The organism is Vibrio sp. SSH13-20 (assembly GCF_040104475.1).
Classification (GTDB): Bacteria; Pseudomonadota; Gammaproteobacteria; order Enterobacterales; family Vibrionaceae; genus Vibrio; species Vibrio harveyi.
In genome coordinates this window covers 1-12,710 of the sequence record NZ_JBECOU010000003.1, presented here as the reverse complement: position 1 = coordinate 12,710, position 12,710 = coordinate 1, and the positions used below count along the sequence as shown (strand labels likewise).

9 protein-coding genes and 1 pseudogene are annotated in these 12,710 nt (G+C 45.2%); 5 read left to right on the top strand and 5 right to left on the bottom strand.

The features are described 5' to 3' along the window. Positions 1 to 37: 37 nt before the first annotated feature. Complete coding sequence (locus tag ABMY42_RS08815) at positions 38 to 1,816, bottom strand: sodium:solute symporter family protein (RefSeq protein WP_349266220.1); 1,779 nt, start codon at positions 1,814 to 1,816, stop codon at positions 38 to 40. A gap of 1,429 nt (positions 1,817 to 3,245) precedes the next feature. Between ABMY42_RS08815 and ABMY42_RS08810 the strand changes: the two genes are divergently transcribed. Together ABMY42_RS08810 and ABMY42_RS08805 are read left to right on the top strand one after the other, a co-directional pair. Beyond that, entirely contained in the window at positions 3,246 to 4,505 is a 1,260-nt protein-coding gene (locus ABMY42_RS08810) for an alginate lyase family protein (RefSeq protein ID WP_005450861.1), read from the top strand. A gap of 69 nt (positions 4,506 to 4,574) precedes the next feature. Then, positions 4,575 to 5,291, top strand: a complete 717-nt coding sequence (locus ABMY42_RS08805; protein WP_349266219.1) for an oligogalacturonate-specific porin KdgM family protein — start codon at positions 4,575 to 4,577, stop codon at positions 5,289 to 5,291. Between the two features lie 158 nt (positions 5,292 to 5,449). On the opposite strand, the pseudogene ABMY42_RS08800 reads toward ABMY42_RS08805, so the two are convergent. The 4 genes and pseudogenes from ABMY42_RS08800 to ABMY42_RS08785 all read right to left on the bottom strand — a co-directional run. After that, a pseudogene (locus tag ABMY42_RS08800) lies at positions 5,450 to 5,587 on the bottom strand (EamA family transporter); the annotation flags it as partial. An 18-nt stretch (positions 5,588 to 5,605) separates the two neighbouring features. Next, the gene (locus ABMY42_RS08795; RefSeq protein ID WP_349266218.1) at positions 5,606 to 6,322 is read right to left on the bottom strand and encodes a 3'-5' exonuclease; all 717 of its coding nucleotides are present in this window, start codon (positions 6,320 to 6,322) and stop codon (positions 5,606 to 5,608) included. Continuing rightward, on the bottom strand, positions 6,322 to 8,184 hold the full coding sequence (locus ABMY42_RS08790) for a putative nucleotidyltransferase substrate binding domain-containing protein (protein ID WP_053053419.1): 1,863 nt from the start codon (positions 8,182 to 8,184) through the stop codon (positions 6,322 to 6,324). Before ABMY42_RS08790 ends, ABMY42_RS08795 begins: the two co-directional genes overlap by 1 nt. Positions 8,185 to 8,361: 177 nt before the next feature. Next, positions 8,362 to 9,081, bottom strand: a complete 720-nt coding sequence (locus ABMY42_RS08785) for a FadR/GntR family transcriptional regulator (protein WP_005450857.1) — start codon at positions 9,079 to 9,081, stop codon at positions 8,362 to 8,364. A gap of 368 nt (positions 9,082 to 9,449) precedes the next feature. On the opposite strand from ABMY42_RS08785, the gene ABMY42_RS08780 reads away from it, so the two are divergent. The 3 genes from ABMY42_RS08780 (at position 9,450) to ABMY42_RS08770 (ending at position 12,533) form a co-directional block, all read left to right on the top strand. Then, complete coding sequence (locus tag ABMY42_RS08780) at positions 9,450 to 10,226, top strand: SDR family NAD(P)-dependent oxidoreductase (RefSeq protein WP_349266217.1); 777 nt, start codon at positions 9,450 to 9,452, stop codon at positions 10,224 to 10,226. 119 nt (positions 10,227 to 10,345) lie between these two features. Continuing rightward, positions 10,346 to 11,056: a FadR/GntR family transcriptional regulator gene (locus ABMY42_RS08775; RefSeq protein WP_349266216.1), complete on the top strand. Its 711-nt coding sequence runs from the start codon at positions 10,346 to 10,348 to the stop codon at positions 11,054 to 11,056. A 118-nt stretch (positions 11,057 to 11,174) separates the two neighbouring features. Further along, positions 11,175 to 12,533, top strand: a complete 1,359-nt coding sequence (locus ABMY42_RS08770; protein ID WP_349266215.1) for an MATE family efflux transporter — start codon at positions 11,175 to 11,177, stop codon at positions 12,531 to 12,533. Positions 12,534 to 12,710: the final 177 nt, after the last annotated feature.

Below are 12,710 nucleotides of genomic sequence, written 5' to 3'. Positions count from 1 at the left end.
GTCGGAAGACGACCGCTTAATTAGAGAAGGGAGGAATCTAGCTTTCTGTAACCGTTTCTGAAGCTTGCTCTACTTTGTCGTCAACCGCTTTTACAAGCAGTAGACCAACAGCAAGAACAATCACACCACAGAAGACGAAGATTAGGCGTCCCCACATTGGGTTAGGCAGAACGAACATGGTCATCACGCCAACACCTGCGACTGCAATCAGTGAGCCAAGCATGCGGCGTTGTTTGTTATCCAGTTTCTTCTGTTCTGTAGACTCAGATACAAGTGGTGTCGCTAGGTTTTCGAAGAATTTGTCTACGTTCTTTTGACGTTCTTCTGAAAGCGGCTTGTAGAACAATGTCGACATCATGAAGAAGCCAGCGGTGAAGACTAGGTGAGCGATCAGACCGATAGCAACTTTCAAGTCAGACCATTCGCGACCTGTTAACGGCTCTAGGTTAAACCAGTTTTGAACCATGTCTGCTGTGATGACGAAGCCAACAAAGTAAGAAACGATACCACCCATGACTAGCGTGCCCCAGCCAGCCCAGTCTGGCGTTTTCTTAATAAAGAAGCCGCAGAACGCAGGGATGGTCATTGGGAAGCCGATTAACGCGCCCACATACATCATGGTGTCGAACAGGCTCAGCCCCTTCAGTGAGTTGATGAACAGAGCAACCAAGATGATGGCAACACCAAAGAACGTTGAGGTCAGCTTAGATACCACCACAAGCTCTTTTTCTGTTGCTTGAGGGCGAAGGATTGGCTCGTAGAAGTTCTTAACGAAGATGCCTGAGTTGCGGTTTAGACCAGAGTCCATAGAAGACATGGTCGCTGCGAACATGGCGGCAATCAGTAGACCCACCATACCTGCTGGCATGTACTCTTGTACGAAGTAAAGGTACGCGAAGTCACCAGCTTTAGAACCTGCATCTGGGTATTGTGTTGCTAGGTCAATACCTTGACCTGCAATGAACCAAGAAGGCATGAACCAAATGAGTGGACCCATTGTCATTAATAAACAAGCCAATAGAGCTGCTTTTTTCGCGTTCTTAGAGTCTTTTGCTGCAAGGTAGCGGTAAGAGTTCAGCATGTTGTTGGTGATACTGAACTGCTTAAAGAAGATAAAGAATGCCCAAATACCGAAGATGCTTAGGTAATTCAGGTTGTTACCTGAAACAAATGATGCGCCTTCTTCTACAGGGAAATTATTGATGATCTCTGTAACGCCACCGCCTTGAACGATCGCCACAACCGCACAGGTTACCGTTACTGCCATAATGATGACCATCTGCATGAAGTCAGAAGCGATAACCGCCCAAGAGCCGCCCGTTACCGACATTACAAGTACAACAAGACCTGTCACTATGATTGTGGTGGTCATATCGAAGCCGAATATGCCCGATGCGATGATTGCCAGACCATTCAACCAGATACCTGCTGAGATTACGCTGTTTGGCATGCCAGACCAAGTAAACACTTGCTCGTTGAACTTACCGAAACGCATACGAATTGCCTCTATAACCGTCACGACGCGTAGCTGACGGAACTTAGGCGCAAAGTAGAGGTAGTTCATTAGGTAACCGAATGCGTTAGCTAAGAAGATGACGGCCACCGCAAAGCCATCAGCATAGGCTTTACCAGCTGCACCAGTAAACGTCCATGCACTGAACTGCGTCATAAATGCGGTTGCACCTACCATCCACCAAAGCATGCTGCCGCCGCCTCGGAAGTAGTCACTGGTGGTACTGGTAAACGTTCTGAACATCCAACCTATTGCAATTAAGAATAGAAAGTAGATGCCTACAATAAGGGTATTGAGTTCCATCTTTAGACCTTTTGATAGTTATTTAATGTCTTGAGGTAATACTAACTATCAGCCTGTTTATTTGTAGTACAATAACTCAAAAGCGTGACGAATGATCCGGAATGGGTTGTTTCAATAATCATACAAGTGATCGTGATCGAATATTGACATTGCACTCAAAAAGGGAAAGGAAAACCACTACAACATCACATTAATCTATCAATAAATTGGATGTGTACGAGGTACGTTCAGTAGGATTTCTAGGTTTAGATATCAAAGGGTATAACGGTGTAAGAAGGTAGGAAGTATTATTAGATTTGTATGACTATTTCAGATAAAAAAACGCCCACGACATGCCTGTAATGCGTGGGCGAAAAACGGTATTGATACCGTCTGAGCCAATAGCTCTGTTGGATTGCAATAGAACAGTGAAACGCGGTTCTGGATGTAGCTGAAAGATACTCGAGGGGTATATCTCTCATCGCTGCTAAGCACGTTACGCTGTAAGATCTTCGACAATCATTGCAAAGTTCAACAAAGCTAGGCTCTGTAAAGTGTTGTTATGATATGGGAGCAACTATACCAATCGACACAAGTCATCATCCTCGTCTGATCGATCTCGGCGCTTTACTTATGCCGATTGGTATTAATGATCTCCGCTTAACTTTCTCCACTTAATTAATGATTACTGACGAATAAAGCGTTTTCATTAGCTTATTGTCCGTCAATAGCAAGCCTAAACTGGTCGCTGGTCGCTGGTCGCTGGTCGCTGGTCGAGATGGGGCGTGGCGACAAAAAGAACAATCTCTACACCCACTTAAGTCCGATGAGGACGACAACGGTAGGGAGTAACAACAAGCTGCTCAGGACCATTAAAACTTGAGCAAAAGTGAGTAGGGATGACAAAACAGTATTCTTCAATGTTGAAATTTTCACCGGGTGAATCCATCCTGCTCGCTTTGCTTTGCCTCTATTGGCTATTTCTGCTGCTTGCTCACCTTTCTATCTACTTATGTCTCAGCCTTACACAAGTGATCTTCGCTTCTGTTGCGTCGAGCCCTCTTCATTTCACCTCTAAAAACCAAGGATGCTTAACCTGTAATTTGACTCTATGCAGGAAAGATCATGGCGAAAAGCACACGTCAACAGTAACTTTATGTTCTGTGTCTCAAAATCTCCAAATGATTATATTGTATGACAAATGAAGGTAAACTAAGTTGGTGTAAAAATATGCGGTAGAGCACACTTTTGCCCTAAATATTAAGACAATTAAAAACACTGAAACAGCCTTAATATATTTAATATCAATGGTTTATTTAATTAAGTGGAAGTTGTAATAAAGCTTTATAAGGTGGATAAATCATACAATTAGATCTAATTCACAGATCGCTCAACATCGGCTAGGTACTATATTTGTAGTATTTTAACTCAAGATAAAAGGCCGATAATAATGAAATCCCTACGACCTCTACATCTAGCAACCTGCCTCAGCACCATTCTTTTCAGTGCTAACACTCTTGCTGCAGACTTTGTGTTTCTTGATGAAGCAACGCTTGAACAAAATCGCGCTGTTTTACAGTCAGATAAAGCGAGCGATTCAATGAAAGACGCGTACGATCGTCTGATTGAAGAAGCAGAACTGGCAATGAAAGATGGCCCGTTCACGGTTACCGCGAAAGGCATGACTCCACCAAGCGGTAGCAAAAACGATTACATGAGTATCAGCCCTTACTGGTGGCCAGATGAATCCAAAGAAGATGGTCTTCCTTGGGTCCGCCATGATGGCAAAACTAACCCTGCTTCGAAAACGGCGGAAACAGATTCTAAACGCATAGGTCATTTCACGCGCTCTGTTCGTGCACTTGCATTGGCTTATTACTTCAGTCAAGACGAGAAATACGCAAACCAAGGTATTGAGTATGTTCGCACTTGGTTTATGAATGACGAAACCAAGATGAACCCGAACGTGAATTATGGGCAGGGTGTTCCTGGACGAGCAGAAGGACGTCGTGGCGGCATCATTGATACACGTACGCTGGCAGATCGCATGCTGGATTCCATTGCCATCCTATCGCTTTCTCCAGCTTGGACGGATAAAGACGAACAGCAAATCACACAATGGTACGGCGAGTACTTAGATTGGTTGATTGTTGATGACTTATCAGGTGGTCCGAAAGGCGAAGCGGCAGCGGCGAACAACCACGGCACTTGGTATGACTTCCAAGTCGCGAGTATTGCTTACTTCTTAGGTAATGAGCCTCTAGCAAAACAGATGGTTCAAAAGGGCAAGATGCGTGTAGACACTCAGTTTGAAAAAGACGGTTCTCAACCTCATGAAATCGAACGCACTCGTGCTTACCACTACCACTACTTCAGCTTAGATCCATTGGTCGGCATCGCTCAAATCGGTGACAAAGTGGGCATCGACCTCTGGCACTACCAAAACAAGAAAGGTGGCTCGTTAGCACAAGGTATTCAGCTAATGGCGACTTATCAAGATCCAGCGTCTGACTGGCCATACACCGCAAAAGACAATCCACGCCGAGTAGAACGCATGACACCAATTTACCTAAAAGCAGGTGTGGCGATGGAGAAACCTGAATGGGTGAAACTGGCAACAGAAACCGACTTTAGCCAATTCACAGTGAAGAAGAATTTGGCAGAAGTTTGGGCTCAGCGCGATATCGAATTGCTTTACCCAAAACAATAAAACCCTAGAAGGGCGGCGTGTAATGCGTCGCCACTTTGAAAAACTATTTATCTACAGTGGAACACTACTATGACATCTAAAAAACAAATTGCTTTAGCGATCGCGACCACCCTTTTTGCAGGCAGTATTTCAGCCGCATCACTAGACTTCCGTGAAGAATACAAACACGATTCAGAACAATGGGCAGGTCGTATTAAGATCAGTGGTAGCACTGGCAATCATTACTACGGCGTTGAAATGAAGCACACAGGCAACCTAAGTGAACTTCAGCGCGGTGACAGTGAGTTTGAATATGGTTACCACTTCAAATTGGATGACCACTGGCGTATTACTACTTCGATGCCAATTACGTTTGGTGATGAAGCCGTAACATACAAACCTCAGGTTCGCGTTCAATACAAATTCGATTCTGGTATCACAACGAAGCTTCGCTACCGTCACGAATTCCGCAACTACGCATCGGGTAAAACTTCAACGGGCTTAGATGGTCAGCAACATGATTCACTAAACGCAGGCAAGATCACAGGTAATATCGATTACAACTGGAACGCATGGCAATTTGGCTTTGAAGCGAACTACAAAGAAGATTTCTTCAGTAATGAGTGGAAGCTTGGCAACCGTGACGGTAAATACGAGTGGGATTACAACCTAAAAGTGGGTTACAAAGAGAAAGATTGGGATTGGCGTCCATACGTTGAGTTCGGCAACGTTCAGTGTAACAGCTCTTGTGATGACAGCTCATCGCGCCAGCTACGTAGCCGTGTTGGTGTCACGTACAGCTTCTAATCCAAGCGAATACAAATTTAGAGTCTTTCCAATAGCCCGCCCCGAAGCGGGCTATTTTTGTATGGCTTTCGCATGATTACAGTACAAGAGCATATCAACATGAACCTAAAAACGTCTGCATGATCTATGTTTAATCCACTTAGATTGGTAACTTGTCGGATTAACTGGCGAATAAAGAGGTATTGAAAAGTGGGAACTTCGCCATTGAGCATTTTGAGTGACACGTTCGAAAGAGACGCAACCAAGTACGCCGCCACCAAAAGGAAGCTGGCGCTAGATACGTCAGATTTTTTCATATTCGAATGTATAGTGAGCTAGAGACTCAATCGATAAAGGGTACCGATGGTAGTTTTTCCTTGAGGTGTAATTCGAGTTTTTTGTGCCAACAACAACTCTGCTGTCGCGACCGCGTCCGCTAACGCATTATGTCCGTTGTACTCAGGCAAGCCATAACGAGCGCGAGTGCCTGACAGGGTGACATCAATTTCGTCACGAGGATTGATAGCTTTTTGTAAGTGCTTTTCAATGCACATAGTGTCGAGCCAAACCAAGGGCGGCTCGCAGAGTTTAAACACGCGCTGAAGATACTGATTGATGAACTGAGTTTCGACGACACAAGCGTGAGCGACTAAAATCTTGCCTTTGGCTGCGCAGAAGAATGCACGCATTGCATCATGGATAGAAACGCCTTCAGACAGCATTTGCGGCGTAATATGGTTGATCACGGCAGTTTCTGGCTTGATTTGCGAATCGCTATTAATGTACATGTGCTGACTGGTGGCAAGATCTACTTTGCCATGAACAATGTCGACCCAGCCGATTGATAAAATCAAATCTTCTTCGCTGTCTAATCCTGTCGTTTCCAAATCCAATACAATATAGCTGGCATCCTGAGCGAATTGCGTGGCGTCCAAATATGGCGTTTGAACCAACGCTTTGATGTGCTCTGGCATTGTTGTTTGCTTCGCGTATTGCTCACGCTTTCGATTCAGGCGTGAGCAAGGATGAAAGTGGTCTAAGATACCCTTCATTAACGGCTCCCAAAGCGCACTTTCGCGGCTTCTTGCAAATCTGCAATAATACGGAAGGCGTCTTTCAGGTGTTGGCGTTCAAAGCTACCGAACGTGTTTGGGTCGATGTGGTTATTTGGCTCTTCACCGCGTTTAAGCGCCTCTAACTGATGACCAAAACGGAACGACAAGATGAACTGGTACGCGTTCAGGATGTTCTTGTACGCATCTTCACTCAATACACCCGCTTCATTGGCGGCTTTGAAACGCTCGTCGGTCGCGGTTAAATCACACTCAACTGCTAAACCGTAAATGCGCGCCAAATCAATGATTAGGTTGATGGCGTACTTTTTCACGTCTAGCGTCTTCTTATTCTCGCCGGATTTCTCCAAGACTAAACTGTTGAAGATGCCAAGCGGAGGGTTCGTGTTTACCGCATCATTCACCAGCATGGAAAGGAATTCACGGTTACTGCGAATGTTGGTGTGCAGTTCATCTCGCAAGATACTTTCGTAATCTTTATTGCCATAAAGGGTACGAATTTCCAAGAACACACTGATGTTCAGTAAGCGTTCGTACTCTGGGTTGGCAACCCATTTCTTGTAGTACTTCTTCCAGACACTCAAAGGTTGGCACCACTTTGGCGTTGCGGCCATAAACTTGCCAGGACACAAAGGATAATCACAACTCGCAAGGCCGTTACTGACGATCATAGCAAGATGCTTGAAGTAAATTCGGTCATTCTCCGTCGCGTGGTCAGCAAGGACGATCGCACTGTCTTGATCCGACAGCATGTGGACTTCGTTACGAGCGTGCGAACCTGCCACAATCCATGAGAACTTACATGGTGGAGGGCCAAGTTTATCAATCGCGATTTGAATCAAGCGGCGCGTGTAAGCGTCCATGATCATCGTCATCACTTTACCGATGACTTCCGGTGAAACGTGCCCATCAACCAGAGCTTCAAAGATAGCTTGGCGCTCTGGTGTGAAGCTCGACAGTGATTTTACGCTGCCCGCATATTTGATTTTTTCGATTAAGAAGATCGCTTGTACGCGGTGATTTTGTACAAGGTGCGTCGTAGTAAGAACACCTACGACCTTATTGCTCTCGACCAGCGGTAGATTGCGGATATTGTGTTGCATCATCATAGATGCAGCGTGTAAAACTAGGTCATCCGGTTTGATGGTCTGTGGATCGTGCGTCATGACCTCTGAAATAGGGCTGTCGGTACTTACCCCTTGCGCGATAACACGCTTGGTCATATCGCGGTCGGTAATTAAACCGACGATTTTGTCATTCTCATAAACCACGGCGCAAGGTGAGCACTTAGTTAGCATTTCGTTGGCAACGGTTTGAATCGACTGGTCGGCTGTCACTACAGCAACGCGACCACTGGCGACTTCACCAACTCGGCGAATGAACAAACCTTTCTCTTTGTTGGACCAAACGACATCCAGTGCTGATTTCAAACGAACCTGTGCCTGTGAAGCAAAATGCTCCGCACATTCAGGGTGCGCTTCAAACAATTTTTTGAGAGCAGAATTAGGAATTACGTACACCAGCGAGTTCTCGATAGCGATGGCTCGATAGCCCTTATTGCTGTCTATTTGCCTACCAAGAAAAGTAAAACCGAAAATGTCTTCAGGACCCAGTTTCGCGCGCAGTACACCATCAGACTTTCTTTGTTCCATGGAGCCTGTGCGGATGATATAGAGTGATTTCTCTTGCCCAGTCACGCATTGGTCAATGACTTCACCTTTGCCAAGGTAAGTAATCTGCACGTGCGATGCGAGTTCACGCAAAGCCGGTTTTGGAATTTTGTCGAATGGGTCGATTTGCCCAATAAATTGCAAGATGTTTGGCAGCAGAGATTCAGTCATAACAAGGCACATTAGATGATTTAATTTGTATTATTATATATCCAAAACCATGCAAAGTATCATTGATTAGGAAAATTTTTGTGAAGGTCGAAGGGATTCTGAGAGGATAAGAAGGAAAGAGTAGACAAAAAAGCACGCGCTAGGGCGTGCTTTTTAATGTCAGATCTAGAAAGTGCTTTAGTTGACTGCGGTCAGGCGGTGCTTTGAATCGAGTAGGTGGTTTGCCGAAGCTTGGCGAGCCTTATCCGGGTTACCTGCCATGATTGCATCGTAAATTTGGCGGTGTTCTTTGATACACGTGCTACCTTCTTCCGAAGAGTGGGCAATGAAGTTCACGAACATGGTCGTCAGAATATTGCCAAACGGGAGGTAGAAATCGTTACCTGTCGCATTGAAGATTAGGCTGTGGAAACGGGTATCGACTTCCATCCAACGTGCTTGGTCAAATTCTTCGGCTTCTGCCACTTCAACCATTTGTTGGAAAGTTTCCGATAATTCAATTCGTTGCTCTGCTGTCGCGTGGATAGCTGCGAGTGCACAGGCTTCCGGTTCGATAGCTCGGCGTAAACCTAGGAACTGACTACAGAATTGGTCAGTGTCAGCAAGTCCGTCCATCCATTCAATTAATTGAGGATCCAAAAAGTTCCAGTAAGCGCGGTTGATAACACGCGTACCAACTTTAGGACGAGACTCTAACAGACCCTTAGACGTCAGCAATTTTACTGCTTCACGTAATGCGGTGCGGCTAATGCCAAATTGCTCACAAAGAACCATTTCACCGGGTAGGATAGAACCTTGAGGGAGCTTACCAGACAAAATGCCACGAGCGATTTCACGTGCAACTTGCACATGAAGGCTTCGCTTCGAGCCTGAGATAGAATGAAATTCGCCAGACATAATCTTCACTTAATTGCTAAATATGTATTATTTAAGCCGTACTATAGCACTCCTACACCCCTGTACCAAGCGGATGTTAACGTAATATAAGAGGGGTCACAGAACCTTTCTTTGCAGCAGGCATAATCAATGTTTGCGTTGACTTCAGCCTATTCTCTCAATCGTTTTGAACGCTATCAACTTGTTAAATTATTCATACAAATAATAGCTCAAAAATCCAGCGCACTGTGACCAGAAGCACAATTGCGGTTCAAAAATGACGAATTTTGCCAGTTCTCACTCAATTGATAGTAAATACGCTTGCAGGAGAAAGATCTTATTGTATGATTTATTAGTTCAGCACGAATAACTAACATAGGCAAACCGTAATGTTTAACGATTTGAAAGGTAAACGCGTACTTATCACTGGCTCTACAGCAGGTATGGGCTTAGCGGCTGCACGCGTGTTTGCAAAATACGGCGCAAAAATCGGCATCAACAGTCATCAAGCTGGTCCGGATGCCGATGCTGCGGTAACCGAGCTTACCGCACTTGGTGGTGATGTGAAGTTTTTCCAAGCGAATCTTATGGTGACCGCTGATTGCGAAAAACTGGTTAAGGAGTTCACTGATTATTTCGGTGGCATGGACGTGCTAATCAACAACGCTGGTGGTCTTGGCGGTCGTGAAAACCTAGAAAACATTGATGATGAGTTTTACAACCGTGTAATGGATCTGAACGCACGTTCAGCGTTAATGACAACCAAATATTCAATCCCACACCTACGTACGTCGGCTGCAGAATCTGGTGAAACTGCTTGTGTGATTAGTACTGGTTCTATCGCTGCTCGCGAAGGTGGTGGTGTTGGTGCAGGTATCTACGCAGCATCAAAAGCGTGGTTGCATGACATTCACCGTAACTGGGTGAAAGAGTTCACTAAAGACAATATCCGTTTCAACATCGTTTCACCGGGCACAATCGACACAGCATTCCACGATGGTAAGTCTGATGAGTTGAAAGCGGCGATCGCAAATGGCATTCCAATGGGACGCTTTGGTCGAATCGACGAAGTTGCACCAACATTTGCTTTCTTCGCTTCACATGCATGTGCGGGTTACATCACTGGTCAAGTTCTGGATGTAAATGGTGGTCAAATGGCGCCATAAGCGCTGACCCATTTCGTTTCAGACGAATACACTGACCTCAAAAAGCCAGCTTCGTCTGGCTTTTTTTGATCATTTATTGAGTGTCAAAGCACTGGAAACATAATTATAAGGAGCGTCAAATGGCAAAATTTTCTCTTGTGGAAGATTCACACCGCAAGATTCATGTGCAAGTTGCCAGACAAATCGCCCGCAAAATACTGTCAGGTGAGCTAAATCAAAATGAAAGGCTACCGAATGAAATGGAACTCTGTGACGCATTTGGGGTGAGTCGTACGGCATTGCGCGAATCAACCAAACTGCTTTCAGCAAAAGGGTTGATCGAGTCTAAGCCAAAAGTAGGGACAACAGTTCGTGCGCGTAATAATTGGCATTTTCTCGATCCACAACTCTTGGAATGGATTCAAGATTTAGAAGATACCGAGCCGTTTCTGGCTCAGTTTTTGGGGCTACGTAAAGCGATTGAGCCTGAGGCATGTGCCTTGGCTGCAAGTAACGCAACGGCAGAGCAAAGAAAGGAATTGTCGGTCATTTTTCAGCGTATGACCATGGCAGCCAGTCGCTATGACGATTGGACGGTCAACGACCACCTGTTTCACCAGACAATTTTCTTGTCCACGGGTAACCAATTCTATATTCCGTTTGGCAATATTCTCTCGACCATCTTTAAGCTGTTTATCGATCATTCAGCTGAAGGTGGTCGATTCTGCATTGAAGAGCATCGTGAAATTTATGACGCCATCATGGCGGGCAATGGTGATCAAGCTCGGTTAGCGTCGAACACTTTGCTGAATGACGAAAACCAAAAACTGTCCCAGGTCGTTAACGGTTGATGAATCAACATATGTTTGGCTTTGCTCCATGAATATGAAAAGGGGGGCAGAGCCAAGGTTTTAATGACAACCGCTTGTTGTGTTAGCGGTTCTCTGTGACAACTTTGAAAGGTCTAGCATGTCTTCCCAACCCTATATAAGAAAAAATCTGTCCCTCGCTTGGCCTCTGGCCTTGAACGCACTGTTAATGCAGTCGATGTTAATGATCGACACCTTCCTAGTATCACCGCTCGGTGAAGTTTCTCTTGCTGCCATGGGTATTGCTACCACCATCGTCTCCTTTGTTTTAGGTATACAAATGGCGTTGGCGAACGGTTCACAGTTGGTACTTAGCCGTGCGGTCGGATCTGGGCAACATTTGTCGCTCAACAAAGGCTTCTGGGCGGGCTTAATTATCAACGTTTTGGTCGCGGTTTTGTTTTGGACATTAATTACCGCCTTCGACAAAGCGCTGATCAGTAAGTTAACCGATAATGTCGCCCTTTATGCAGAGACCGAACGCTACCTCGCTGTTGCTAAGTTCGTCATTATTTTCAACGCAATTACTCAAGTGATGATCGCTTTGTTTAATGCACTTGGTCGAACCAAAGTGCCGTTTAAAGGTTACTTGATTGAGTTGCCAGTGAACATGGCAATGTCTTATGTGCTGATTCACGGATTAGCAGGCTTTGAGGGGATTGGTGTGCAAGGTGCAGCGGCAGGCAGCTTAATCGCGATCACCATTCGACTGTCGTATTTGACTCTCTGTATCAAGTTAGATGACTCCATTGTCTTGTCGACTAAAAATCTGGATGCTTCACTGAAGAGAAACACACTCAATCACTTTAAAGAGATTTTCCCTGTTGCAGCAAACGTGACCATGCTGCAAACCGGTGCGACCATTTACATGTTGCTGTACTCGCAGCTTACCTTGAACGCCTACGTAGCTATGACCATTGTGATGCCTTGGATTAAAGCAGGTACACAGTTCATCACCGCTTGGGCACACTCGTCGGCGATTACGATCAGTCAAGCTATCGGGTCACGACAAATGGATGAGTTACGCAAGAACGTTGATATCAGCATCGATATGGCAGTGATGATCTCGTTTGTGTCCGCTGCCTTTTTCCTTGCGTTGAGTTTCGTTCTTCCAGATTTGTATCCAGATTTGGACCCGACTACATACGTTGCACTTGCTTCTATTGCCCCGCTGTACATTTTGTTGCCAATTGTGCGTGGCTATAACACGGTGCATGGGCATGTTTTACGTGCATTAGGTAAGACAACGGAAGTATTCAAGATTAACTTCACTGGGCAGTGGATCGTGTCTATCCCGTTATGTGCGTTGATCATTCTGCATTGGGACCTTTCTTTTTTCTGGGCGTTCGCCGTCATGCCATTTGAGGAGGTAGTAAAAGCGCTACCGTTTAGGCATTTGGCGCGTAAATCCCTTAATGAGTTTGATTTAAAGAAAGCAGAAAAGCTTATGTATGATTAATAAGTAAGTTGTCATCCGATTAAAAGCCCTCAACGACGAGGGCTTTTTTATGGTTCATCGCGGATAAGCGGGAACTGAAAACAAAAACGGTAGTAAGTGATAGAGTTTTATCGCCAAACAAAACCTACACAAACTACCGTTTTCATGTCGAATCATACTTTCCTATCTTCATTCTGG

Bases quoted from the DNA above. Each gene is read 5' to 3' on its own strand.
- ABMY42_RS08815 (WP_349266220.1), bottom strand. From the start codon at position 1,816: ATGGAACTCAATACCCTTATTGTAGGCATCTACTTTCTATTCTTAATT.
- ABMY42_RS08810 (WP_005450861.1), top strand. From the start codon at position 3,246: ATGAAATCCCTACGACCTCTACATCTAGCAACCTGCCTCAGCACCATT.
- ABMY42_RS08805 (WP_349266219.1), top strand. From the start codon at position 4,575: ATGACATCTAAAAAACAAATTGCTTTAGCGATCGCGACCACCCTTTTT.
- ABMY42_RS08795 (WP_349266218.1), bottom strand. From the start codon at position 6,322: ATGAAGGGTATCTTAGACCACTTTCATCCTTGCTCACGCCTGAATCGA.
- ABMY42_RS08790 (WP_053053419.1), bottom strand. From the start codon at position 8,184: ATGACTGAATCTCTGCTGCCAAACATCTTGCAATTTATTGGGCAAATC.
- ABMY42_RS08785 (WP_005450857.1), bottom strand. From the start codon at position 9,081: ATGTCTGGCGAATTTCATTCTATCTCAGGCTCGAAGCGAAGCCTTCAT.
- ABMY42_RS08780 (WP_349266217.1), top strand. From the start codon at position 9,450: ATGTTTAACGATTTGAAAGGTAAACGCGTACTTATCACTGGCTCTACA.
- ABMY42_RS08775 (WP_349266216.1), top strand. From the start codon at position 10,346: ATGGCAAAATTTTCTCTTGTGGAAGATTCACACCGCAAGATTCATGTG.
- ABMY42_RS08770 (WP_349266215.1), top strand. From the start codon at position 11,175: ATGTCTTCCCAACCCTATATAAGAAAAAATCTGTCCCTCGCTTGGCCT.